The sequence below is a fragment of the Actinomadura meyerae genome, assembly GCF_900188445.1.
GTDB classification, from domain to species: domain Bacteria; phylum Actinomycetota; class Actinomycetes; order Streptosporangiales; family Streptosporangiaceae; genus Spirillospora; species Spirillospora meyerae.
Map to the genome: position 1 here is coordinate 195,724 of NZ_FZOR01000001.1, position 23,649 is coordinate 219,372.

At 74.6% G+C, this 23,649-nt stretch carries 20 protein-coding genes; 6 read left to right on the forward strand and 14 right to left on the reverse strand.

Features of this window, described 5'->3' with window-relative positions; genetic code table 11:
• Positions 1-107: 107 nt before the first annotated feature.
• The 3 genes from CHF16_RS00905 to CHF16_RS00915 are packed head-to-tail and all read left to right on the forward strand — an operon-like array spanning position 108 to position 3,081.
• Positions 108-788 (forward strand): LppX_LprAFG lipoprotein, encoded by a 681-nt coding sequence (locus CHF16_RS00905; RefSeq protein ID WP_089323927.1) that lies wholly within the window; start codon positions 108-110, stop codon positions 786-788.
• A gap of 10 nt (positions 789-798) precedes the next feature.
• Positions 799-2,427, forward strand: a complete 1,629-nt coding sequence (locus CHF16_RS00910; RefSeq protein WP_089323928.1) for an MFS transporter — start codon at positions 799-801, stop codon at positions 2,425-2,427.
• Positions 2,428-2,469: 42 nt separating this feature from the next.
• Positions 2,470-3,081, forward strand: coding sequence for an Rv1733c family protein (locus CHF16_RS00915; protein ID WP_089323929.1), 612 nt, complete (start codon positions 2,470-2,472; stop codon positions 3,079-3,081).
• Positions 3,082-3,100: 19 nt separating this feature from the next.
• Here CHF16_RS00915 and CHF16_RS00920 read toward each other — a convergent pair whose 3' ends face one another.
• The 7 genes from CHF16_RS00920 to CHF16_RS00950 all read right to left on the reverse strand — a co-directional run bounded on the left by CHF16_RS00920 (position 3,101) and on the right by CHF16_RS00950 (position 12,088).
• A complete protein-coding gene (locus CHF16_RS00920) occupies positions 3,101-3,805 on the reverse strand; it encodes a 3-keto-5-aminohexanoate cleavage protein (RefSeq protein ID WP_089323930.1) in 705 nt (234 codons plus the stop codon).
• A gap of 22 nt (positions 3,806-3,827) precedes the next feature.
• A complete protein-coding gene (locus CHF16_RS00925; RefSeq protein ID WP_245868111.1) occupies positions 3,828-5,798 on the reverse strand; it encodes a hypothetical protein in 1,971 nt (656 codons plus the stop codon).
• A 38-nt stretch (positions 5,799-5,836) separates the two neighbouring features.
• Positions 5,837-7,105: an adenylosuccinate synthetase gene (locus CHF16_RS00930; RefSeq protein WP_089323931.1), complete on the reverse strand. Its 1,269-nt coding sequence runs from the start codon at positions 7,103-7,105 to the stop codon at positions 5,837-5,839.
• A gap of 3 nt (positions 7,106-7,108) precedes the next feature.
• Complete coding sequence (locus CHF16_RS00935) at positions 7,109-8,080, reverse strand: hypothetical protein (protein ID WP_089323932.1); 972 nt, start codon at positions 8,078-8,080, stop codon at positions 7,109-7,111.
• 14 nt (positions 8,081-8,094) lie between these two features.
• On the reverse strand, positions 8,095-9,120 hold the full coding sequence (locus CHF16_RS00940; RefSeq protein WP_089323933.1) for a serine/threonine-protein kinase: 1,026 nt from the start codon (positions 9,118-9,120) through the stop codon (positions 8,095-8,097).
• Entirely contained in the window at positions 9,117-9,950 is an 834-nt protein-coding gene (locus tag CHF16_RS00945) for an NUDIX hydrolase (RefSeq protein WP_089323934.1), read from the reverse strand. Before CHF16_RS00945 ends, CHF16_RS00940 begins: the two co-directional genes overlap by 4 nt.
• Before the next feature lie 173 nt (positions 9,951-10,123).
• A complete protein-coding gene (locus tag CHF16_RS00950) occupies positions 10,124-12,088 on the reverse strand; it encodes an APC family permease (protein ID WP_245868112.1) in 1,965 nt (654 codons plus the stop codon).
• Between the two features lie 391 nt (positions 12,089-12,479).
• On the opposite strand from CHF16_RS00950, the gene ggt reads away from it, so the two are divergent.
• From ggt to CHF16_RS00965, 3 genes are all read left to right on the forward strand, one after another.
• Positions 12,480-14,459 (forward strand): gamma-glutamyltransferase, encoded by a 1,980-nt coding sequence (gene ggt, locus CHF16_RS00955; protein ID WP_425427461.1) that lies wholly within the window; start codon positions 12,480-12,482, stop codon positions 14,457-14,459.
• A 112-nt stretch (positions 14,460-14,571) separates the two neighbouring features.
• The gene (gene cutA / locus CHF16_RS00960) at positions 14,572-14,934 is read left to right on the forward strand and encodes a divalent-cation tolerance protein CutA (RefSeq protein ID WP_089323936.1); all 363 of its coding nucleotides are present in this window, start codon (positions 14,572-14,574) and stop codon (positions 14,932-14,934) included.
• A gap of 100 nt (positions 14,935-15,034) precedes the next feature.
• The gene (locus CHF16_RS00965; protein WP_245868114.1) at positions 15,035-15,901 is read left to right on the forward strand and encodes an oxygenase MpaB family protein; all 867 of its coding nucleotides are present in this window, start codon (positions 15,035-15,037) and stop codon (positions 15,899-15,901) included.
• 12 nt (positions 15,902-15,913) lie between these two features.
• Here CHF16_RS00965 and CHF16_RS00970 read toward each other — a convergent pair whose 3' ends face one another.
• From CHF16_RS00970 to CHF16_RS01000, 7 genes are all read right to left on the reverse strand, one after another.
• On the reverse strand, positions 15,914-17,452 hold the full coding sequence (locus tag CHF16_RS00970; RefSeq protein WP_089323937.1) for a DHA2 family efflux MFS transporter permease subunit: 1,539 nt from the start codon (positions 17,450-17,452) through the stop codon (positions 15,914-15,916).
• Positions 17,453-17,567: 115 nt separating this feature from the next.
• The gene (locus tag CHF16_RS00975; protein WP_089323938.1) at positions 17,568-17,867 is read right to left on the reverse strand and encodes a metal-sensitive transcriptional regulator; all 300 of its coding nucleotides are present in this window, start codon (positions 17,865-17,867) and stop codon (positions 17,568-17,570) included.
• A gap of 87 nt (positions 17,868-17,954) precedes the next feature.
• A complete protein-coding gene (locus CHF16_RS00980) occupies positions 17,955-18,545 on the reverse strand; it encodes a histidine phosphatase family protein (RefSeq protein WP_089323939.1) in 591 nt (196 codons plus the stop codon).
• A 68-nt stretch (positions 18,546-18,613) separates the two neighbouring features.
• Positions 18,614-19,729: an alanine dehydrogenase gene (ald, locus tag CHF16_RS00985; protein ID WP_089323940.1), complete on the reverse strand. Its 1,116-nt coding sequence runs from the start codon at positions 19,727-19,729 to the stop codon at positions 18,614-18,616.
• 156 nt (positions 19,730-19,885) lie between these two features.
• Complete coding sequence (locus CHF16_RS00990) at positions 19,886-20,695, reverse strand: SAM-dependent methyltransferase (RefSeq protein WP_089323941.1); 810 nt, start codon at positions 20,693-20,695, stop codon at positions 19,886-19,888.
• A gap of 116 nt (positions 20,696-20,811) precedes the next feature.
• Positions 20,812-21,972 carry a glycerate kinase gene (locus CHF16_RS00995; protein ID WP_245868116.1) on the reverse strand — a complete coding sequence of 387 codons (1,161 nt, stop codon included), beginning with the start codon at positions 21,970-21,972 and terminating at the stop codon, positions 20,812-20,814.
• A gap of 137 nt (positions 21,973-22,109) precedes the next feature.
• Positions 22,110-23,555 (reverse strand): NCS2 family permease, encoded by a 1,446-nt coding sequence (locus tag CHF16_RS01000; RefSeq protein ID WP_089323942.1) that lies wholly within the window; start codon positions 23,553-23,555, stop codon positions 22,110-22,112.
• Between the last annotated feature and the right edge of the window lie 94 nt (positions 23,556-23,649).

Consider the following 23,649-nt stretch of genomic DNA (forward strand, 5'->3'; position numbering starts at 1 on the left):
AGCGGCGGCGGGTGGCGGCGGGCGTGCGGATGTCCTCCTTTCGGCGGGTCGATGTCATACCTGGAGGCGAGTGACGGCTGTGGTGACCGGTCGGTAGGGTCCCGCGTATGTCGAGACGGATGCTCGCTCTTGTCCCGGTCCTGCTGGCGCTGGTGTTCTGCGGCGCGTGCGATGGCGGGGGTGATGAGCCGGCGGGGAAGGCGCAGTTCGACGCGGCGGGGACGCTGCGGGAGGCGGCGCGGGCGATGGGGGCGCTGAAGAGCGTCGGCTTCACGCTGGAGTCGGACGGGAAGACGCCGGTCATCGTGAAGGGCGGCGACATGAAGCTGCTGCGGAGCGGGGACGCGCAGGGCACGCTGACGGTGGAGCAGTCGGGCCAGAACGTGGAGATGAAGGTCGTCGCGGTGGGCGACAGCATCTTCCTGGACGCGGGGACGGGCGGCTGGCGGAAGCTGCCGAAGGCGCTGGCGGCGAGCGTGTACGACCCGTCGGCGGTGCTGGATCCGCAGCGGGGGATTCCGATGCTGCTGACGTCGGCGGCGTCGCCGGAGGCGCAGGTGGTGGAGAAGGTGGACGGCCGGGAGGCGTTCCGGGTGGGGGCGAAGCTGCCGAAGGCGCAGATCGCGGGGCTGATCCCGGGGATCAACGCGGACATGGACGGCCAGGTGTGGGTGAGCAGGGCGGACCATCGGCTGGTGAAGGTGCGGGGCGAGTTCCCGGACGGCGGCGCGGTGGTGATCGCGTTCACGGAGTTCGACGCCCCGTACGAGATCAGCGCGCCGAAGTAGGGCGGCGGGGGTGAGGGTGCGGCGCCGGGTCGCGATCGGGGCGGGCGGCGCGGTGGTGCTGCTGGCCGCGCTGGACGCGTACGTGGTCACGACGGTCCTGGTCCCGATGGTCAAGGACGTCGGTGTCCCGATCAACCGGCTGGAGCGGGTGACGCCGGTCCTGACGGGGTTCCTGCTGGGGTATGTGGCGGCGATGCCGCTGCTCGGGCAGTTGTCGGACCGGTTCGGGCGGCGGCCGCTGCTGCAGGCGTGCCTGGTGTTCTTCGCGGCGGGTTCGGTGGTGACGGCGCTGGCGCAGGGCGTGCCGGTGCTGACGGCGGGCCGGGTGGTGCAGGGTGTCGCGGGGGGTGCGCTGCTGCCGGTGACGATGGCGCTGGCCGGGGATCTGTGGGAGGAGCGGCAGCGGCCGGTGGTGCTCGGCGCGGTGGGGGCCGCGCAGGAGCTCGGGAGCGTGCTGGGCCCGCTGTACGGGGCGGGGATCGCGGCGGTGCTGGACTGGCGGGCGATCTTCTGGATCAACGTCCCGCTGGTGGTGGCGGCGATGGTCGCGGTGCAGGTGGCGGTGCCGGGCGGGCGCGGGGAGGGGCCGCGCCCGCGGGTGGACGCGGTCGGCGGCCTGCTGCTGGCGCTGGGGCTGGGGCTGCTGGTCGCGGCGGTCTACAACCCGGAGCCGCAGGAGGCGGCGCTGCCGTCGTGGGGGCCCGCGGCGCTGGGCGGGGGTGCGGCGGTGCTGGCGGTGTTCGTCCTGTGGGAGGTCAGGTCGCGGACGCGGCTGCTGGATCTGTCGGGCGTGCGGCGGGGGCCGCTGCTGGCGACGCTGGGCGTGAGCCTGCTGTCGGGCGCGGCGCTGATGGTGACGCTGGTGGACGTGGTGCTGGTGGCGCAGACCGTCCTGCACAAGGACACCACCGAGGGCGCGCTGCTGCTGACGCGGTTCCTGGTGGCGCTGCCGGTCGCGGCGGTGGCCGGGGGGCTGCTCGCCCGGCGGGTGGGGGTGCGGTGGCCGATGGCGGCGGGGATGGCGGTGTCGGCGGTGGGCTACCTGCTGATCGCGGACTGGCCGGCGGATCTCGCGGGCGCGTCGTACGGGCCGCTGCCGCGGATGGACGTCGATCTGGTGGTGACGGGGCTCGGCCTCGGGCTGGTGATCGCGCCGGTGTCGTCGGCGGTGCTGGCGTTCGTCCCGGCGGCGCAGCACGGTGTGGCCTCGGCGGCGGTGGTGGTGGCGCGGATGATGGGGATGCTGCTCGGGGTCTCGGCGCTGTCGGGCTGGGGGTTCTACCGGTTCCACGCGCTGACGGCGGATCTGCAGCCGCCGCTGCCGTTCCTGCTGTCGAAGGACGAGTTCGCCCGGCAGATGGAGGTCTACAACGCGGCGCTGCGGGACGCGCTGCGCACCGAGTACCAGGAGATCTTCTGGATCACCGCGGGGATGTGCGCGCTCGGGGCGCTGCTGGCGCTGACGGTGCGGCGCGGGGGGCGGCGCGGGGGCCCGCCGGGGGACGCGTCCGGTCCGGACGATGGCCTAAATCGGTCATCAAAGCGGCATATCGGGCGCGATCCGGGAAAGGATTCGGCCACCGGCGATGTGCCGATCAACGGACTCGGGAATATCCTCGGTAAAGAAGGCCAAGGCTGAGGGCCTCTTGCCGGGAGGACGTCCCCGGGGAGGTGAACGCAGATGCGCGGGTCAGGCATCCGCCGCGCGGGCGGGCCGGCGGTCAGGCTGCGCCGCCGGCTCGGACTGGAGCGCAACGCGCTGCGCCGCCGGGTGGACCGCGTGCAGCGGCTGGTCGCGCTGGGGCTGCTCCTGCTGCTGCTCGGGACCGCGCCGCCGGCGGCGGCCCTCGCCGCGTCCTGGTCCTACGGCGCGGGCATGGACGCCGAGAACGCCGAGCGCGCGAACCGGCACCAGGTGGTCGCGACCGTCACCTCGACGGGCGGTGTCGGCTCGTCCGGCGACCGCTACATCCACGAGACCGTCCAGGCGAGCTGGCCGGGCCCGGACGGCAGGCCCCATGTCGGGACGCTGCCGGCGTGGAAGAACGCCAAGGTGGGCGCGCAGCGGACGATCTGGGTCGATCACCGCGCCGAGCCGACGGTGCGGCCGCGGCCGCACAGCCGCACCGTGACCGACGCCGTGTACGCGGGCGCCGCCGCCGTCCTCGGCTGCGCGCTCCCGGTGCTGTGCGCGTACGTCCTCGTCCGGCGCCGCTGCGACCGGCACCGCGACGCGATGTGGGAGGCCGACTGGGCGCGGCTCGACTCGGCGGGCCACAACCCCCGCTCCTGACCCCGCCCGGGGCGGGTCGTCAGGGTGCGAGGAGTGCGCGGGCGGTCTGCACCAGGACGGCGTTGTCCCCGGCGGGGGAGCCGTCCGGCAGGTTGAGCGTGTCCTCCAGGCCGATCCGGACGTCGAGGTTGTGCCGGGCGGCGAGGCGCAGCACGGGCCAGGCGCCGCCGTCCTCGCCGTGCAGCAGGATCGGCCGGGAGTGCCGGGTCCCGAGGTCGTGCAGGAGCGCCTTGGCCGTACCGGTGGCGGTCGCCGGGTCGGTGTCGGTGACCTCGGCGAGGATGCGCAGCACGTGGTGGGCGTGCGGCCAGCGCAGGAACCGGTCGGCGCCGTCGGTGCCGGAGAAGATGCCCGCCTCGATGGCGACGCCCCGCTCGAACAGCGCCTCGGCGACCAGGCCGGCCCCCTCCTCGTGGAAGTTGACCGACGCGTGGTCGGGCAGGACGGTCCACGAGCGGATCAGCGCGGCGCGTTCGGCCGGGTCGGGGGCCGTCCACTCGCCGGTGGTGACGCCGACCTTGACGGACGGCGTGGACGCGCGGACGGCCGTGACGGTCTCGGCGACGTGGAGCGGGTCCAGGGTGTCGGCTCCCGCGCCGTCCTTCGGGTGCACGTGCACGTCCTCGGCGCCCACGTCGACGGCGGCGCGGACCGCCGCGGCGACCTCCGCCGCGGAGACCGGCACGCCTTCGGTGCGGGGTCCGTTCGGGCAGACCTGGAGCATGCTCCGATCTTCTCAGTCCGGGTCACGGAGTGATGACGCAGGGTCCCCCTCCGCACACGTCCACGACCGTGCCCGTCTTCAGGAACTCGGCCTTCTGCCGGCGCGCGTCGGCGTTGCTGCGCGGGTCGGAGTGCGGGTCGCGGCCTTCGGTGGGCGGGGTGTTGGTGAGCGGCGGCACGGGTGAGCCGCTGTCCCACACGACCATCGCGGAACCGTCGTGGGACGCGCCGAAGGTCGGGATGCCCCAGTACGGCACCTTGTCGGGGCTGCGACCGGGCCGGACGGTCGGCGCGTGGATGCGCGCGCCGATCGTGCGGGCCTCGACCTCGGCGGCCACGGGCGCCACCTGGTGGTCGCCGAACGCCACGTGCATCAGCACGCGGTGCCGCGGCGTGTTCGGCAGCGGGTCGTCGGTCATGTGCCAGGCGTAGCCGTTGGCCTCGCCGCGGTCCCACAGCATCTGGATCAGCGCGATGCCGATCTGCTGGTCGAGCTTGTCCGGGTAGAACAGGTCGAGGACCTGCGCGTACTGCGGGAAGTCGGCGCTGCGGTTCAGCAGCGTGCTGTAGTTCATCGCGGGGACGCCGAGGACGGCGCGGCGGATGTCGGGGGACACGGCGGTGAGGGCGCCGCCCATGATGCCGCCCTGGCTGTTGCCGTCGTAGGTCAGCTCGGCCTTGGTGTCGATCACCGGCTTCCCCGCCCCGTTCTGGAACGCCTTGTGCCCGGCGAACCCGCGGGTCATGGCGCGGCCGAGGAAGGTGAAGTTCAGCATGCTCTGCTGGAGGCGGTCGGCGACCGTCCGGAAGCGGCCGAGGTCGGCGAGCGCGCTGATGACGTTGGGGACGTCCTCGTCCGCCATGCCGATCCACTTGGTCGCGCAGAACACGAACCCGTGCTCGGCCGCCATCGACTTGACGTTGCCCGCGCCGACCTCGCCCTCGCGGCCGAGCAGCCCGTGCCCGTAGAGGGCGGGCCGGGCCGGTTCGGTGAGCGCCGACTTCGGGATCTCGCACTGGAACGGGACGGCCTGGGAGTTGCCGGGCAGCTGGGCCGGCTGCCCGTCCGGGCCCCGGTGCAGGGACGATCCGGGCAGGCCGCCGTACTGGTCGAGGTAGCTCGGCGCCCAGACGATCCCCTTCACCTCGCGGGCGATCTTGTCGTCCACGCCGTCGGTCACCTGCGTCACGAGGAACGACGGGGACCGGTCGCCGAGCTTGCGGAGCGCCTCGTCGCGCATGTGCAGCATCGGCCCGGCGAGGCTCTGCCGGCTCGCGACGGTGAAGTCCCAGGCGAGGTGGAGGCCGTCGCCGCCGACGCCGTTCGCCTGGAGCGCGGCGAGGGTCTCCTTCGCGGCCCGCTGCCGCGCGGCGAGCGGGTCGCCGGACGGCAGGCCGGGCCCGAGGATCTTGGCGAACGCCGCGTTCGGCCCGATCGGGTTCCCGGACGCGTCGCGCAGGTTGCGCAGCGCGACCGCGTAGTGGTGGCCCTCCCGGAAGTTCCTCGCCGGGCGGATGATCAGCGCCTTCCGGTCGTCCGGCGCGTTCGCGTCCAGCTCCGCCCAGTAGGGCCAGCGCTCGCCGGTCGCGGTGTCCACGATGACGATCGGGGCGTCCGCGCGCAGCGACGCGCCGATGTCGGTGATCGGCGCGGCCCCGGTGCGGGCCAGGTCGAGGCCCGGCACCCGGGCGAGCAGCGGGGAGCCGGGGGAGAAGCCGTCCGCCCGGTTCCACTCGGCGGGCGCCACGGGCAGCCCCAGCGCGTTCTTGATCGTCGTCTGCAGGTGGAGGCGGCGGCCGGTCGCGGTGCCGCCGTCCGGCACCGTGTACCAGTCGCTCGGGAACGGCAGCAGGCAGGCGGCGGGGTCGATCGGGTCGCAGCCGTCGCCGGTCCCGGCCGCCGCGGGCGGCGCCGGCGGGACGGCGAGCAGGGCGAGGGACGCGGTGATCGCCGCGAGGGCCGCCAGGGTGCGCTGGGGGAGACGCACGTCCACCTCCGATGATGATCGCGGCGTGTAGCGTGATCTTGGTCTCAGCGGAGCCCGAGGTCAAGGGGCGTCCGCAAACGGCCACCCCGCTTGTCGGCCGCGGCCGGCCCGTGGGAGCGCAGCACGACCGGCGTCCCGAGCGCCTCCTCGATCGTCCCGACCGGGTCGCCCAGCGGGGCGTAGACCGGGCGGGCCCGCAGGAGGCGGCGGGTGAGGGCGGCCTGGCGGTCCAGGTCGGGCGGCCCGGTCCCGAGCCGCTCGACCCGCGCGCCGTCGATCTCGTAGGCGCGCGCGACACGCAGATCGGGACGCGCCCCCGCGACGTCCAGATGCGTGACCGCCAGGCCGTCCGCGCCGCCCGCCGCGTCCAGCGCGTACCGGAGCGCGACGGCGTCCAGATGGCCGACCCGGAACGCGCCCTGCCACGGGCCCGTGCCGTTGTGCCGGTCGGGGAGGTCCGCGGTCAGCGCCGGGTCCTCGGTGACGAACGGCCCCGGCCCGTGCCGGGTCGCGTAGGCGCGCAGCACCCCGAGCCGCGCGGCGGACGCGCCGGCCTCGGCCAGCAGCGTCTCGGCGTTCGCGAACGTCGTCGTCGACCAGGTCGTGTACGGGTGGAAGCCGTGCCACTCGTCCAGCAGCACGCCCTGCGCCCCCTCGAACACCGCCGTGCCGCGGCGCAGCAGGCCGTGCAGGTGATCGCCGCCGACGATCGCGACCCGCTCCCCGAACGCGGCGAAGGCGTCGGCGCAGGCGTCCACGGGCGGCACGTCCGGGCCGCCGGGGAACGCGTCGCGGTACCAGTCGCGGACGGCGGCCAGCCGCCGCCGCAGCCGCGCCGGCGCCAGGCAGTCGCCCGCGCGGGGGGCGTCGGCGTGCGCGAGCACGTAGGACGCCGTCTCGCCGATGCCCATGCCGCACGACCCGTGCCGGGCCGCGCCGCGCGCGGTCTCCCGCGCCCGGTTCGCGGCCCGGTGGTACGGCGTCGTCAGCGGCGCGTCCCGGTCGACGGTGAGCCGGTCGAGCGCGTCGCCGGCGCCGAGCGACCGCAGGTGGCCGGCCTCGGCGGCGAGGGCGAGCGGATCGACCAGCATGAACCGCGACAGGTGCGTGCGCACCCCCGGCGTGAGCGTCCCGGAGCCGAACTGGGCGAACGTGTGGTGCCGCCCGTCGGCCGCGACGACGTTGTGCGCCGCCTGCGCGCCGCCGTTGAACCGGACGACCACGTCCACGGGGCGGGTCGCGCAGAGGTGGTCGACGACCGTGCCCTTGCCCGCGTCCCCGAAGCCGAGGTCGACGACGATCACGTGGTCCACGGGTCAGAGCCGGGTCGTCGCGGACGGCCCCGAGGCGTCCAGCCCCGGCGGCGCGGCCGACACCGCGACCGCCGCGCGGGACGCCTCCAGCGGCGCCAGGGCCCGCGACACCGACGCGCCCGCGTCCGACCCGGCCTCGGCGAGGTGCTCCAGGCCCTCGCCGAGGTCGATGGCGTCCTCGGCGAGCCCGATGGTCAGCGCGATCGTCTCGCACACCGCGTCGAGGTCGTCCAGGTAGAGGACGTTCTGGCCGAGCAGCCCCCGCCAGAAGTCCGCCAGCTCCCGGCTGCCCGAGTGGTAGGCCCCCTCGGGGATGATGAAGTACACGTCGTACCGGCGCCGAAGCTCCCGGACGATCTCCGCGACCGGGACGTCCTCGTCCGGCTCGCCGCCGATGACCTCGGCGATCTCGCGCCGCTTCGCCTTCGGGTAGGCGAGCTCGTCGCCGATCATGAACAGGTAGCCGCGCTTTCCCCGCTTGTCGAAGCAGTCGATCGCGGTGTGCCGGGCCATGAAGTACATCGCCAGCTCGTAGGACTCGCGCATCTGGCCGCCGCCCCCGCCCTCGAGCAGGATCTTGCCGAGGTCGTCGTCCATCCGGTTGTCGGCCTCGAACTGGCCGACCTGCAGCGGCGCCCGGTCGCAGGTGGCGTCGCCGACCGCGCCGAACAGGATGTGCGGGTGCTCGACGTAGCCCTTGCGCAGCAGCAGCCCGAGCAGGTCGGGGAGCTTGGTCTGCAGCGTCCGCGGGACCGTCCCCATCGAGCCGGTCACGTCGAACAGGACGCCGATCGCGAGCGACTCGGGGTGGTCGTCGGAGTCCCGGCTCTCCCGGACGGTCACGCCGCGCGGGTCGAGGTCGGGGTGGACGGCGGTGGCGCCGCCGTCGGAGTAGGCGAACGCGCTCGCGCCGGTGGACGCGCGGTAGCTCGCGCGGGCGGCGTAGACGTCGGTGGACCAGTGTCCGCTTCCCATGGCGGTCTTCTCCTTCAGCGGGGAGTGGGCAGGTGGAAGGGGCGGAAGCGCCGCGGGCCGTAGAGCCGCTCCAGCAGCTCGTCCAGCTCGGCCAGCAGCCGCCAGGCGTCGGACGGGCGCCGGTGCTGCGCGGGCAGCGTGCAGCCGCGCGCGAAGGAGCGCATCGCCGGGGGCGCCTTGTCGCCCATCAGGTGGGTCATGCACCGGGTGGCCATGAAGATGTCGGTGGCGGGGCTCGCCGGGCGGCGCTCCGGCACCTCCGGCGGGTACCAGCCGGCGTACCGGCCGACCATCGCGGGGACGCGGCCCGACCCGTCGACGTGCGCGTGGCAGCCGGGCACCGAGTGGCACCAGCCGACCAGCACCAGGCCGTGCTCCTCCGGGTGGATCAGCACGTGCTCGGGGAGCACCGCGCCGTGCAGCACGCCCGCGCGGTGCGCGAACCCGAGACCGACGAGCAGCCGCCGCCACATCCAGGCGGCGTCGCGCGGGTCGAGGCCCCCGGGGAAGGCCGCCCGGACCTCGGCCAGGCTGTGGAACCCCTCCAGCGCGGCGATCGCGTTGACCCGCCGCTGGACGCCGGTGGCCGCGTCCCGGTGCCGGAACGACTCGACCAGGTGCGGGACGTACGGCAGGAACCTCCCGTCGCCGTCCTTGGGGAGCTGGCGGAGCGCCACCGCCTCGCGCTCGATCAGGTCGCCGTCGCGAGGGTCGCGCGGCATCTTCAGCAGCACCTCCCGGCCCGTCCCGGTGCGGGCCGGGTAGAGCTCCGCGAGGTCGCCGCCGATCGGGTCGCCGTGCAGCCGGTACGCGTGGCGGCGCGTGCTGATCAGCGGGCGGCCGGCGTCGCGGTGGGCGCGCCAGAGATCGTTCAGCCGGATGAAGGCCTCGCGGGTGCCGCCGCCGGTCGCGTCCGGATGGACGAGCCGCGCCAGCGCCCGGTAGCGCCGCGCCGCCTCCGCCTCGTCCGCGCCGAACAGGTCGCCCGGCACCCGCGCCCGGTCCAGCCGCGCCAGCGCGTCGTCCAGGTCCGGCGTCATCGGATCTCCTCCTCCCTGCCGGGCCGCAGCAGGGCGGGGTGCAGGAGGCGGGCGTCGCCGGCCCGGTAGAGCCGGGGCCGCGGCCCGCCGCGCCGACCGCCCCGGTCGGACGTGGCGCCGGTGCTCTCCACGAAGCCGGGCACCGACAGGACCTTCCGGTGGAAGTTGCCCGCGTGCAGTTCCTCGCCCCACACCGCCTCGTAGACCGAGCGCAGCTCCGGGATCGTGAACTCGCCGCCGCAGAACGCCGTCGCGAGCGGGGTGTACTCCAGCTTCCCGCGCGCCCGCTCCAGGCCGTCGGCGAGGATCCGCGCGTGGTCGAACGCCAGCTTGCGGGTGGTGCCGGGGCGCTGGTCCCCGGACTCGGCCAGGCCCAGCGCGTCCACCGGGACCCAGGCGGCGTCGGCCGCGTCGCCGCCCGCCTCGGGGTCGGGCAGCTCCGGCGCGAACGCCAGGTAGGCGACCGAGATGACGCGCATCCGCGGGTCGCGGCCGGGGGAGCCGTAGGTGCCGAGCTGCTCCAGGTGGACGCGGCCGAGCGCGCCGCCCTTGGCGCTCAGCCCGGTCTCCTCGGCCAGCTCCCGCACGGCGGCGTCGGGCAGGTCCTCGGCGTCGGCGCCCTGCAAGGGCCCGCCCGCCTGGACGAACCCGCCCGGCAGCGCCCACATGCCCGCGTAGGGGGCGTGCCCGCGCCGGACCAGCAGGACGTGCAGGGCGCCGTCCCGGATGGTCAGCGCGACCACGTCCACCGTGACGGCGACCGGGTCGTAGTCGCGCGGGTCGTAGTTCGCGAGGAAGGCGGCCTCGTCGCGCGCCGGCTCCTGGGTCATCCGCGGGCCTCTCGTCGGTCTCCGAGTGAGTAAATCTCAGAGTGAGTTCATCTCGTAATGAGAAGAACATAACCCGGACCCGTCCCGGTGTCCAGTGCGGGCACGACGCGAAACGGGCGCCGGCCCCTGTGGGGGGCGGCGCCCGCTGCGTTCGGCGGAACTTCACAAAGAGGTCAGCGGCGGTACCGGCCGCCGGGCGGCTCCTCGTCCCGCTCGCCGTACTCGCCGGGACGGTACGGGCCGGGCCGGTAGGGGCCGGACCCGTACGGGCCGGGCTCGACCGCGAACGGATCGTCCTGCTGCCCGGAGCCGTAAGGCCCCGCGGGAGGCGGGCCGGGCGGCCGTGCGGGATCGTCCCTGCCGTAGCGCTCGGGCGGGCGCCCCCCGGTCGCGCGCGGGTCGCGGGAGGACGGGTCCCGGGAGAACTGCCCGCCCGGCTGCCGCGCCGCCGGGTACCGGCCGGTCGGGTAGGGGGTCTCCGGCATCCCCGGCCGCCGGGCGCCGGGCTCGTAGGGAGGCGCCCCGTAGGGGCCGCTCTCGTACGGGACGGGCTCGGCCAGGCCCGCGGGGACCACGCCCGGCGGCAGCGCCCCGGGCGGCGGCGCGGCGCCCAGCGCGGCGGCGACCGGGCGGTCCGGCGGCGGTGCGTCCAGCAGCAGCTTCATCTGGCTCTTGCGGCGCCCGTACAGCAGGTACAGCACGAGGCCGACCGCCATCCAGACCGCGAAGTACGCCCAGGTCTCGACCTTGAGGTTCAGCATCAGCCAGCCGACCGCGAGGATCGTCGCGATCACCACCAGAGGCGCCGCCGGCATCCGGAACGGCCGGTGCAGGTCGGGCTGGGAGTGGCGCATCGCGAGCACCGCGGCGGCGACGAACAGGAAGGCGAACAGCGTCCCGATCACGACGAGCTGCTCCAGCGTCAGCACGTCGATGGTCTGGGACATGACCACCGCCGCGCCGCCGGCGAGCAGCGTGGCGCGGGAGGGCACCTTGTAGCGGCTCATCGAGGCGAGCGGGCGCGGCAGCAGCCCGTCCCGGGCCATCGAGAACACCACCCGGGTCAGGCTGATCGTCACCACCAGGATGACGGTGGTCAGCGCGAGCACCGCGCCGACGTCGACGATCTTGCCCATGGCGCCCGCGCCGACCCCGTCGAACGCGGCGGCGATCAGCAGCTTGTCCGGGTCGAGCTTGGCGAAGCCGTCCATCCCGACCATGCCGACCAGGGCGATCGCGACGGCCGCGTACAGCACGATCGCGGTGAGCAGGGCGGTGAGGATGCCGCGCGGCACCTTGCGGGGCGCGTCGTCGGTCTCCTCCGAGGCGGTCGCGATGAGGTCGAACCCGATGTAGGCGAACGCGATGGCGGGCGCCGCCGCGAACAGGCCCCAGACGCCGAACACGTGCGGGGTGCCGCCGCCGAACGCGCCGAGCACGGCGTCCAGCACCGTCTGGTCGCCCTCCGGCGCGGGCCGGGCGGGCGGGACGAACGGGGTGAGGTTGCCGGCGTCGAAGAACTTCAGGCCGGTGGCGATGACGAGCCCGATGACGATGACCTTGGCCAGAACCATGTACCAGAGCGTCTTCAGGCTCAGCCGGCTGCCGGTGGCGAGCATCAGCACGACCAGCAGCAGGATGAACAGGGCCAGCAGGTCCGGCCCCTTCACCTGGCCGATCAGGTCGCCGAGCGCGTCCGGCACCGGCACGCCGAAGTCGTGCAGCGCCTGCGTGGCGTAGAGCGACCACACCCGCGCGAGGACCGACGCGGCCAGCAGCAGCTCCATGATCAGCGACCAGCCGACCACCCACGCCCAGATCTCGCCGAACGCGACGTAGCTGAAGGAGTAGGCGCTGCCCGCCACCGGGATGATCGAGGACAGCTCGGCGAACGCCAGCGCTGCCAGCACGCAGACGCCGCCCGCGATGAGGAAGGAGACGAGCACGCCGGGCCCGGCGGTCGAGCTGGCCTGCTCGCCGGCGATCTTGAAGATGCCGGATCCGATCATCACGCCGAGGCCGAGCACGACGAGGTCGCGGGTCCGGTAGACGACGCGGAGCCGGTGCCGCCCGCCGTAGAGCCTTCCGGTGGCCTGCTCCACCGGCAGCCGGCGGAACATGTTGTTGCGCATGGGCATGTCCCAGGTCCTAGGTTGTCCCGCCGGCCGGGGGCCGGGCGGGGTGCTGAACCCGCGCCGCTGTTCGCGAGGTGATGGCTTGCCGAAGTCCCTAAGAATTCACCACGTAAGAGGATAATCGCAACGTTTTCGGCGGGTCGGTTGCCGTCTCGTTGTTGTCGTAACCTGCCAAACCGCAGGTCCGCGACGTGCCGTGGCCGCGCACGCACGCTCGGCGCTCGATTACCGAATCCCTTTCCAATGGACCGTTCCCCGCCCAATCCCCTTGATTTTCCGGGCGGTAAGCGCTTTCGATCTTTCTCGCGACGCGTCCGGGCCCGGCCGGTGCGGAAGGTGGCGCCCGGCGAAGATCGGTGGCACCGTGGGGACGCCGCGTTCGACTGGAGGTCCGGTGTTCCGCTCCCCATCGTCCTCGAAGCCGTCCGATCCCGCCCCGCCCGCCGATCCCGCTCTGCCCGCCGATCCCGCTCCGGGCCCCAAGCCCGATCCCGTGCGCCCGGGGCGCCGCGGGCGCGTCCGGCGCCGCGCGCCGATCACCGCCGCGCTCACCGCGGTGCTGACGGCCGCCGCGGCGCTGACCGTGCCGGCCTCCGCCGCCGCGGCGCCCGTGCCCGCGCCCGGCCCGCACGCCGGGCCGCCTCGGCCGCCGGTCAAGCAGCCGGTCGCGACCGGCTATGGCGGCGCCGTATCGACCGTCGACCTCGACGCCAGCAAGGCGGCCCTCGACGTCCTCAAGCACGGCGGCAACGCGATGGACGCGGCCGTCGCCGCCGGTGCCGCGCTCGGCGTCACCGAGCCGTACGTGTCCGCGATCGGCGGCGGCGGCTACATGACCTACTACGACGCGCGCACTCGCAGCGTCCACGCCATCGACGGCCGCGAGTTCGCGCCGAAGCGCATGCGGGAGGACTCCTTCGTCGACCCGGCGACGGGCGAGCCGCTCCCGTTCGACCAGGCCGTCACGAGCGGGCTCGGCGTCGGCGTGCCCGGCACCCTCGCCCAGTGGGACCTCGCGCTCCGCCGGTTCGGCAGCCGCGACCTCGGCACCCTGCTGCGCCCGGCGATCAAGCTCGCCGACCGCGGCTTCGTGGTCGACCAGGAGTTCCACGACCAGACGGCCGTGAACGAGGCGCGCTTCCGCGACATCGTCCCCACCCGGAAGCTGTTCCTGCCGGGCGGGAAGGTGCCCGAGGTCGGCTCGGTGTTCCGCAACCCCGACCTCGCCGACACCTACCGGCGGCTGGCCGAGCGCGGGACCGGCTGGTTCTACGGGGGCGGGCTCGGCAAGGAGATCGCCCGGACGGTCGCGCGGCCGCCGGTCGACCCCGCGTCGTCCCGGACCGTGCGTCCCGGGCTGATGGAGCCCGGCGACCTGGCCGCCTACCGCGCGGTGCCGCGCCGGCCCACCCGCGTCTCCTACCGGGGCACGGACGTGTACGGCATGCCGCCGTCCTCGTCCGGCGGCTCCACGGTAGGGGAGGCCCTGAACATCCTGGCCAACTTCCGCCTCGACGCCCGCGACCCCGTCACCGCCCTGCACTACTACCTGGAGGCGTCCAAGCTCGCCTACGCCGACCGCGGCCGCTACGTCGGCGACGCCGACAAGGTGGACGTGCCGCTCGGCGAGCTGCTGTCCACCGGGTTCGCCCGCGAGCGGGCCTGCCTGATCGACCCCGGCCGTGCCGCGCCCGCGCCCGTCGCCCCCGGCTCCCCGGACGGGAGCTACGCGCCGTGCGTCCCGCCCGGCACGCAGACCCGCGCGCTGGCGTTCGAGGGCCCGCAGACCACCCATCTCGTCACCGCCGACAAGTGGGGGAACGTCGCGTCCTACACCCTGTCGATCGAGCAGTTCGGCGGCAGCGGCATCACCGTCCCCGGCCGGGGGTTCCTGCTCAACAACGAGCTGACCGACTTCTCCTTCCAGCCGCCCGCGCCCGGCCAGGCGCCCGACCCGAACCTGCCCGGCCCGCGCAAGCGGCCGCGCAGCAGCATGGCCCCGACGCTCGTGCTCGAGGACGGCCGGCCGAAGCTCGCGCTGGGCACGCCCGGCGGGTCGACGATCATCACCACCGTGCTGCAGACCCTGGTGAACCGCATCGACCTCGGCATGGACCTGCCCACGGCCCTGGCCGCGCCCCGCGCGACGCAGCGCAACACGCCCCTCGTCTACGCCGAGCCCGCGTTCATCGAGCGGTACGGCCGCGACCTCGCCGCGCGCGGGCACCGGCTGGAGGTCTTCCCCGGTCCGCCCGCGGGCGTGATCGGCGCCGTGACGGGGCTGGAGTTCCTGCGGCCCGGCCTCGTGCAGGCCGTGGCGGAGCCGGTGCGGCGCGGCGGCGGGAGCGCGCTGGTCGTCCGGCCGGCGAGGTGACCGGCGCGCGGCCGGAGAGGGCGGCCCCGGCGGACGGTTCGGCCCCGGCGGCGAACCGGGCGGCGCCGGGGCGCCGGGCGTGCGCGCGCGCCGAGCGGGAAGGAGAGGTGCCATGGCGCACTCTTACGTGCAGGTGACGACCACGACCGACTCCCGCGCGGAGGCCGCCGAGCTGGCGCGGTCGGCGGTCGCCGAGCGGCTCGCCGCCTGCGCCCAGCTGGTCGGCCCGATCGCGAGCACCTACTGGTGGGAGGGCGAGATCGAGTCGGCGGAGGAGTGGATGGTGCTGTTCAAGACCTCCGCCGACCGCTTCGACGAGCTGGCCTCCCTGATCACCGAGGGACACTCCTACGACACCCCGGAGATCATCGCGACGCCGGTGGTGGCGGGCAGCATGGACTACCTCGCCTGGATCACCGAGCAGACCGAGCCCGGCGCCCGCGACGACGCCGTCGACGACGCGGCCGAGGACTGACCCGCTGGACCGTGTGACCTGCGCCATGGCAGGGTAAGTTCTTGTTTACCCTGGCCGGGGGCGTGCCTCCCGGCCGCGGCGGGACGGAAAGGCGGTCGGCGTGCGCGAAGTGAGCGAGGTGGAGGCGGACCACGGGCTGTTCGGGCCGGGCTCGGTGACCTGGCGGGTCATGGGCGAGCCCGTGCTGCTCGTCGGCGGGATCCGGGCGCTGCTGCTGCAGGCCCTGCATCCGCGCTCCATGTGGGGGACCGCGCAGAACTCCGAGCTGATGGACCCCGCGGCCGCGTGGGCGCGGCTCACCCGGACGGTCGAGTTCGTCCGCGTCCGCACCTACGGCACGGAGGAGGAGGTCGAGCGGGTGGGCCGCCGCGTCCGCCGGCTGCACTCCAAGCTGACCGGGCTCGACATGCGCACCGGCGAGACGTTCCCGATCGACGATCCGGAGAACCTGCTCTGGGTCCACCTGGGCGAGGTCGACTCCTACCTCGACGTGGCGCGCCGGGCCGGCGTCCCGCTGACCGCCGAGGAGGCCGACACCTTCGTGGACGAGCAGCGCCGCGCCGCCGCCGTCGTCGGGCTCGACCCGGCGGACGTGCCCGCGACGGTCGCCGAGATGCACGACTACTACGAGCAGATGCGGCGGCGGATCTGGGCGTGCCGGGAGGCCCGCGAGGGGCTGCGCCGGATGTTCAGCCCGGCCGTCCCGCGGCACCTGCTGCCGCTGAAGCTCGCCGCGCCCGCGATCGGCGCGCTGACCGTCGCGACGCTGCCGCGCTGGGCCCGCCGCATGTACGGACTTCCGGGGCTGCCGACGTCGGACCTGGCGGCGACGCTGACGCTGAAGGGCCTCTACCGCACCTCGCACGTCGTCCCCGAGCGGTACCGGTACTCGCCGGACGCCCGGCGGGCCAAACGCCTCACGCGCGAGCACGAGGCGGACCTGGCCACCTGGTCGATCGCGTCCTGACCGCCCGCCCGGTCAGCCCATGGGCGGCGGCGCGCCGTCCTGCGCGCCGTCCGTCTCGCGGGCGCCGTGGCGCGGCAGCAGCAGTGCCGGGACGATCAGCAGCACGGTGAGGATCAGCGCGACCGAGAACGTGCTGCCGAACGCGTCGGCGAGCCGGGGCGCGAGCCGCTCGCGGACCTGCTCGGGGATCTCGCCGACGCCGCCCCCGCCGCCTCCGCCCGCCTGGGGGATCCGGTCGCCGATCTCGCGGGACAGGATGACGGCGAGCAGCGCGGTCCCGACCGACCCGCCGAGCTGCATGATGATGTTCAGCGAGCTGCTGGCCCGCGACACCGCCTCGCGGCGGAGCGTCGTGAGCGCGGCCGACATCGTCGGCATCATCGTGCAGCCGAGGCCGAGGCCCCGCACGACGAGCGCGCCGCCGAGCAGCCAGTAGGACGTGCCCGCGTCCACCAGGGCGAACGGGACGGTGCCGAGCACCAGCAGCACGATCCCGGCCGGGACGATGCGCCCGGCCCCGAACCGGTCGGTGACCACCCCGGCCAGCGGCATCGCGACCGCCGCGCCGACGCCCTGCGGGGCCAGCAGCAGGCCGGCGGCGAACGCGCCCTCGCCGTGGACGGTCTGGTAGAAGAGCGGGATCAGCAGCATCGAGCCCATCAGCGCGATGCCCACGAGGAACACCGCGCCGGACGCGGTGGCGAACGTCCGGTCGGTGAACAGCCGCACGTCGATCAGCGAGCGCTCGCGGCGGCGCAGGCTGTGCGGCACGAACAGCGCCACCAGGACGGCGCCCGCGGCGAGCCAGCCGAGCGTCCTGGCGTTGCCGAACCCGCCCTCGCTGCTCGCGGTGGACAGCCCGTAGATCAGCAGCGCGAACCCGGGCGGCAGCAGCGCGAGCCCGCGCAGGTCGAGCGCCGACCCGCCGCGCCCGCCGTGGCCGTGCGGCACCTTCCACCAGGCCAGCGTGAAGGCCAGCAGGCCGACCGGCACGTTCACGAAGAAGATCCAGCGCCAGTCGACGTCCTCGACCAGCCAGCCGCCGAGCACCGGGCCGAGGACGGGGCCGAGCAGCATCGGGACGCCGACGATGCTCATGACGCGACCGAGCCGGCGCGGCCCGGCCGCCATCGTCAGGATCGCCATGCCGGTCGGCATCAGCATGCCGCCGCCGAGCCCCTGCACCACCCGGAAGACGATCAGCGACCCGATGTTCCACGCCGCGCCGGACAGCACCGACCCGGCCACGAACAGCACGATCGAGGTGAGCCACACCCGCCGCCCGCCGAACCGGTCGACGGCCCAGCCGGTGAGCGGGATGACGCTGCCCATGGCCAGCAGGTAGCCGGTGATCACCCACTGGATGGTGGACAGGCCGGTGCCGAAGTCGCGGCCGAGCGTCTCCAGCGCCACGTTGACGATCGTGGTGTCCAGGATCGCCATCACGGTGCCGGCCACGATCACGAGGCCCAGCACGATGGTGGGCCGGTCGAGCCGCTCCCCGCCGGGGCCGCCCGGCGGGGCCGTCGCGGCGGACGGGCTTTCGGCCATGGTCGTCCCCCCTTGCCGGAAGGTCAGGTACCCCCGAGTCCCCCGAGCGCGGGATGTGAAACGCGGGCCGCGGTCGGCCCCGGCGCCGGCCCATGAGCCCCCGGCGCCCGCGCGGTCAGCCGCGGCGCATGAGCCGCCCGACGGCCGCCATCAGCTCGGTCGACATCGCGTCGCCCTTGCCCTCCTCGGCGCCCTCGGCCACGCAGTGCCGGACGTGCCCGTCCAGCAGGCCGAGCGCCACCTTGTCGAGCGCGGCCTGGACGGCGCTGATCTGGGTCAGGATGTCGATGCAGTAGCGGTCCTCCGCGACCATCCGGTCGATGCCGCGCACCTGGCCCTCGATCCGGGCCAGCCGCGTCTGCAGCTGGTCCTTGGTGGCGGTGTACCCGCGGGTGGGGGTCTCGCTGGTCGCCATTACCGTCCTCCGCAATCCTTCCGGGGGCGCACGCCCGGGTACCCCTGGGGGACATCCCCCAACAGGTACCTTATGCGCTGGCGGGGACTACGGCGCCGGGACGTTCCAGGCGCTGACGACCGGCCGGCCGTGCTCGGTGCCGAGCGCCGACAGCGTCCCGGTGCCGAGCGCGAACAGGCGGCCGAGGGCGGGCTCCAGGCCGAGGCGCCGCGCCGTCAGCACCCGCAGGAAGTGGCCGTGCGCGACGAGGACCACGTCGCCGTCGGCGAGCGCCGGAACCGCCTTCGCCAGCACCGCGTCCGCGCGCGCGCCGACCTGCTCGACGGTCTCGCCCGGATGGTCGGCGTCGCCTGGGACCACCCCGTCGTCCCACAGGAACCAGCCGGGCCGCTGCTCGCGGATCTCCGCCGAGGTGATCCCCTCGTAGCCGCCGTAGTCCCACTCCCACAGGTCGGGATCGGTCTCGGTCGCGGTGAGCCCGGCCAGCTCGGCCGTCCGCCGCGCGCGCCGCGCCGGGCTGACGAGCGTCCGCGCGATCCGGCGCTCCTTCAGCGCGCCGCGCAGCGACCGCGCCTGCTCCTCGCCCCGCGCGGTCAGCGGCACGTCCGTCAGCCCCGTGTGCCGCCGCGCCCGGCTCCACTCCGTCTCCCCGTGCCGCACCAGCACCAGTTCACCCATGGGGAAGGGTCTACCCGGCGGAGCGGGCGCCCGGAACCCCCGGCCGGGGGACGGGGCGGGGGAGCCGGTCAGTCGAGCAGCGAGGACAGCGGCGTCCAGGGCAGCCCGTGCGCCTCGGCGACGTGGTCGTAGACCAGCTCGCCGGCGTGCGCGTTGAGGCCGCGGGCCAGGGCGCCGTTCTCCCGCAGGGCGCGGTGCCAGCCCTTGTCGGCGATCTGGACGGCGTAGGGCAGCGTGACGCCGGTGAGCGCGTAGGTGGAGGTGTTCGGGACCGAGCCCGGCATGTTCGCGACGCAGTAGAAGATCGAGTCGTGCACCCGGTAGGTCGGGTCGGCGTGCGTGGTGGGGCGGGAGTCCTCGAAGCAGCCGCCCTGGTCGATGGCGATGTCCACCAGCACGGACCCGGCCTTCATGCCCGCGACGAGTTCGTTGGAGACCAGCTTCGGCGCCCGCGCGCCGGGGATCAGCACGGCACCGATCACGAGGTCGGCGGCGCGCGCCTCCCGCTCCAGCGTGTAGGCGTTCGACACCAGCGTCCGCAGCCGGCCCTGGTAGATGGCGTCGATGTGGCGGAGGCGGTCGACGTTGACGTCCAGGACCGTCACGTCCGCGCCCATCCCGACGGCGATCTGCGCGGCGTTGAGGCCCGACACCCCGCCGCCGATGACGACGGCCTTCGCCGGGGCGACGCCGGGCACGCCGCCGGGGAGCACGCCGCGCCCGCCGTTGGACGCCATCAGGTTGTAGGCGCCGACCTGCGGCGCGAGCCGGCCGGCGACCTCCGACATGGGGGCGAGCAGCGGCAGCGAGCGGTCGGGGAGCTGGACGGTCTCGTAGGCGATCGCGGTGACGCCGGCCGCCAGCAGCGCGGCGGTGCACTCGCGGGACGCGGCCAGGTGCAGGTAGGTGAACAGCACCTGGCCGGCGCGCAGCCGCGGGTACTCGGCCGCCACCGGCTCCTTGACCTTGAGGATCAGGTCCCCCTCGGCCCAGACCTCGTCCGGGCCGTCCACGATCTTGGCGCCCGCGGCGGCGTACTCCTCGTCCGGGATCGCCGACCCGCGGCCGGCGCCGCGCTCGACGAACACCTCGTGGCCGTGCCGGGTCAGCTCGTGCACGCCCGCCGGCGTGCCCGCGACCCGGTACTCGTGGTTCTTGATCTCCCGCGGCACACCGATCTTCACCGGAGGCTCCTCCGTCGACGCTGACCAGGACCTGCCTCCAGCGTGCGTCCGGGGGGAGCCACCGGCCATGGGCAGCGTGTCAGGGCCTCGCCGCGCGCGGCGACACTCTGTAAACCGGCGCCGGTGGCGGCCGGGCCGCCACCGGCGCGGCCCGCGTCACGGCTTGCGGGCGATGCCCCCGTACATGAGGCGCTGGCCGACGGTCAGCTCCTCCGGGACGTCCCCGTCCGGCCGCCACAGCGGCAGCGGGACGAGGCCGGGCTCCAGCAGCGCCAGGCCGTCGAAGTAGCGGGTGATCTCCTCGGGCGTGCGGAACCGCCCGGTTCCGAGCAGCCCCTGGTACTGCACCTCGGCGTCGACGGCCTCCTGGCTGGACGCGCAGAAGCTCGTGACGAACAGGTGGCTGCCGGACGGCACCGCGTCCATCAGCGTCCGGACGACGCCCTCCGGGTCCTCGTCGTCGTGCAGGTGGTGCAGGATGCCGACGAGCATGACGCCCACCGGCCGGCCGAAGTCGATCAGCCGCCGGACGTCCTCGTGCGCGAGGACCGCGGCCGGGTCGCGCACGTCGGCGGTGATCACCGTGGTGTCGGCGTTCTCGGCCAGCAGCGCCCGCCCGTGCGCGAGGACGATCGGGTCGTTGTCGACGTACACCACCCGCGCGCCCGGCGCGACCGCCTGCGCGACCTGGTGGGTGTTCTGCACGGTCGGCAGCCCGGAGCCGAGGTCGAGGAACTGCCGGAGACCGGCCTCGCTGGCCAGGTACCGCACGCCGCGGCCGAGCATCTCCCGGTTGTAGGCGGCGACGTCGTAGATCTCCGGGATGATCTTCACGATCTCGGCCACGAAGGCCCGGTCGACCTCGAAGTTGTCCTTGCCCCGCAGCACCACGTCGTAGGTCCGGGCGATGCTCGGCTTGGTGGTGTCGATCCCGAGGGACGCCCAGTCGTACTGCTCTTCGGCCATGCCGTGCCCGCCTCACGCCGCTGTCGAGTTCTCCAAGATCCGCCGCAGGCCGGAGCGTAGGCGACCGATCACCCGGACCGCCGGGAAACCGGAGAATGTTCACCGGAACGATGCGGTCAGGCGCGGCGGGGGAGCCACTCGTCGGCGATCGCGACCGTCAGCTGCTCCAGCAGCGGCCCCGCCCGGCGGACGCGGCGCTCCTCGTCGGGCTCGATGTCGGCCAGCGCGTACGCGGCCTGGATGCGCGCCTTGCGGAGCTGCTCGCCGGTGAGCCCGCGCCGCCCGGCGACCGCGATGACGGGCGCGCCGGCCCGGGCGGCGGCGCGCGCCACCCCGATGGGCGCGGAGCCGCGCAGCGACCGGGTGTCGAGGACGCCCTCGCCGGTGACGACGAGCCGGGCGCCGCGCGCCCGGTCGGCGAAGCCCAGCACGTCCAGCAGCAGGGCGGGGCCCGGCTCGATCGTCGCGCCGAGGAAGGTGAGCGCGGCGAACCCGACGCCGCCGGAGGTGCCGGCGCCGGGCAGGTCGCGGGCCGTCCGGCGGGCCGCCGCCTCGGCGAGGTCGGCCCAGCGGCGCAGCCCCGCGTCCAGCAGCCGCACCTCCTCGCGGCCAGCGCCGCGGCGCGGGCCGTCCACGGCGGCGGCGCCGGTGCGGCCGAGCAGCGGCCCGGCGGAGTCGCCGGCCACCACCACCTCGACGCCCGACAGGTCGGGCAGGCCGCGCAGGTCGAGGGCGTGCAGCGAGCGCAGCGCCGCGCCGCCGGGCGGCAGGTCCTTGCCGAGGGCGTCCAGCAGCCGGCCGCCGAGCCCCTGGACGAGGCCCGCGCCGCCGTCGGTGCAGGCGCCGCCGCCGAGCCCGAGCACGATCCGGCGGGCGCCGAGCCGCAGCGCGTGCGCGAGCAGCTGGCCGGTGCCGAGGCTGGACGCGGTGAGCGGGCGCGGCTTGCCGCCGGGGAGCCTGCGCAGGCCGGACGCCTCGGCCAGCTCCACCACCGCGGTGCGGCCGCGCAGCGCCAGCCGCGCGGTGACCGGGCGGCCCGTCGGCCCGCACACCTCCACCTCGACCGCCCGCCAGCCGGCCGCCACGGCGGCCGCCACGGTGCCCTCGCCGCCGTCGGCGACGGGCAGCTCCACCAGCGGCACGTCCGGCCGGGCGCGGCGCAGCCCGGCCGCGAGGGACCGCGCCGCCTGCGCCGCGGTCAGCGCTCCCGGGAACCTGTCAGGCGCCAGCAGGACGTGACCTGGCGGAGACGGACGGGAGGAAGAGTCCGCGGACACCACAGCCACGCCTTTCACGCCGGGGGGTAAGGCCCTACCTTCTGCTTACGCCATGACGGCACTATTTGACACCCGCGAGCGCGCCCGAAGGTCTCAAATGGTCGCAGAGCCGTGTTCTCCCGGAGGCCGGACGGCCGCTACCGCACGTCCAGCCACTGCTCGATCGGGTAGATCGCGAAGAAGACGAGGAACAGCACCACCACGGGCCACAGCCAGACCGACACCTCGCGGACCTTGCCCCGGGCGAGCTTGATCAGCGCGTAGGCGACCATGCCGCCGCCGATGCCGATGGTGATCGAGAACGTGAACGGCATCAGCACGATGGTGAGGAACGCCGGGATCGTCATCTCCAGGTCGTCCCAGTCCACCTTGGCGACCTGCGCCATCATCAGCGCGCCGACGACGACGAGCGCGGGCGCGGCGGCCTGCGCCGGGACGGTCGCCGCGAGCGGGGTGAGGAACAGCGTCACCGCGAACAGCGCGCCGGTGGCGATGTTGGCCAGGCCGGTGCGGGCGCCCTCGCCGACGCCGGCCGCCGACTCCACGAACACCGTGTTGGCGGACGAGCTGGTGATGCCGCCGAACGCGGCGGACAGGCCGTCCACCGACAGGATGCGGCCGAGCCGCGGCACCTCGCCCTTCTCGCTCACCAGGCCCGCCTCGTCGCTGATGCCGAGGATCGTGCCCATCGCGTCGAAGAAGCCCGACAGCACCAGGGTGAACAGCACGACCAGCGCGGTGATGACCCCGGCCCGGCCGAAGCCGCCGAACAGGTCGATCTCCCCGAAGAGCCCGAAGTCGGGGGCGGCGAACAGCTTGTCGGGCATGTTCGGCGTGACGATGCCCCAGCCGCCCTCCTTGATCGTGGCGTTCTCCTGGATGGCCACGGCGCCGACCGTCCCGGCGACGATGCTGATCAGGATGGCGCCCGGCACCCGCCGCACGTAGAGCACGATCATCAGCAGCAGGGTCAGCGCGAACACCAGCGAGGGCCACGTCTGCAGGTGGCCGCCGTTGCCGAGGGCCAGCGGCGGGCTCTCCGCGCTGGAGGTGACGAACCCCGAGTCGATGAGGCCCACCAGCGCGATGAACGCGCCGATGCCGACCGCGATCGCGTGCTTGAGCGCCAGCGGGATCGAGTTCATGATCCGCTCGCGGATGCCGGTGAGCGCCAGCAGCACGATGATCACGCCCTCGATCACCACCAGGCCCATCGCCTGCGGCCAGGTCATGACCGGCGCCGCCTGGAACGCCACGACCGCGTTGATGCCGAGGCCCGCGGCGAGCGCCAGCGGCGCGTTGCCCACCAGACCCATGATCACCGTGGTGACCGCGGCGGACAGCGCGGTCATCGTGGTCAGCTGCGGGATCGACAGCGAGGCGCCGGTGACGTCCTTCGCCCCGCCGAGGATGATCGGGTTCAGCAGGATGATGTAGGCCATCGCGAAGAACGTGGTGACGCCGCCGCGCAGCTCGCGCGCGACGGTGGTGCGCCGCCCGGTGAGATCGAACAGCCGCTCCAGCGGTCCGCCCCCGCCCGACGGCGGCGAATCGTCGGTCTTCGCTGTACTGACTTCGGGCATGGCGGCCGCTCCGCTTTCCGCAGCATGGATTCCGGCGGTGGGGGTGCCGGACTGGGCGTGCACAGAGTAGCCGCTGCGGATTCCGGAGCGTGAC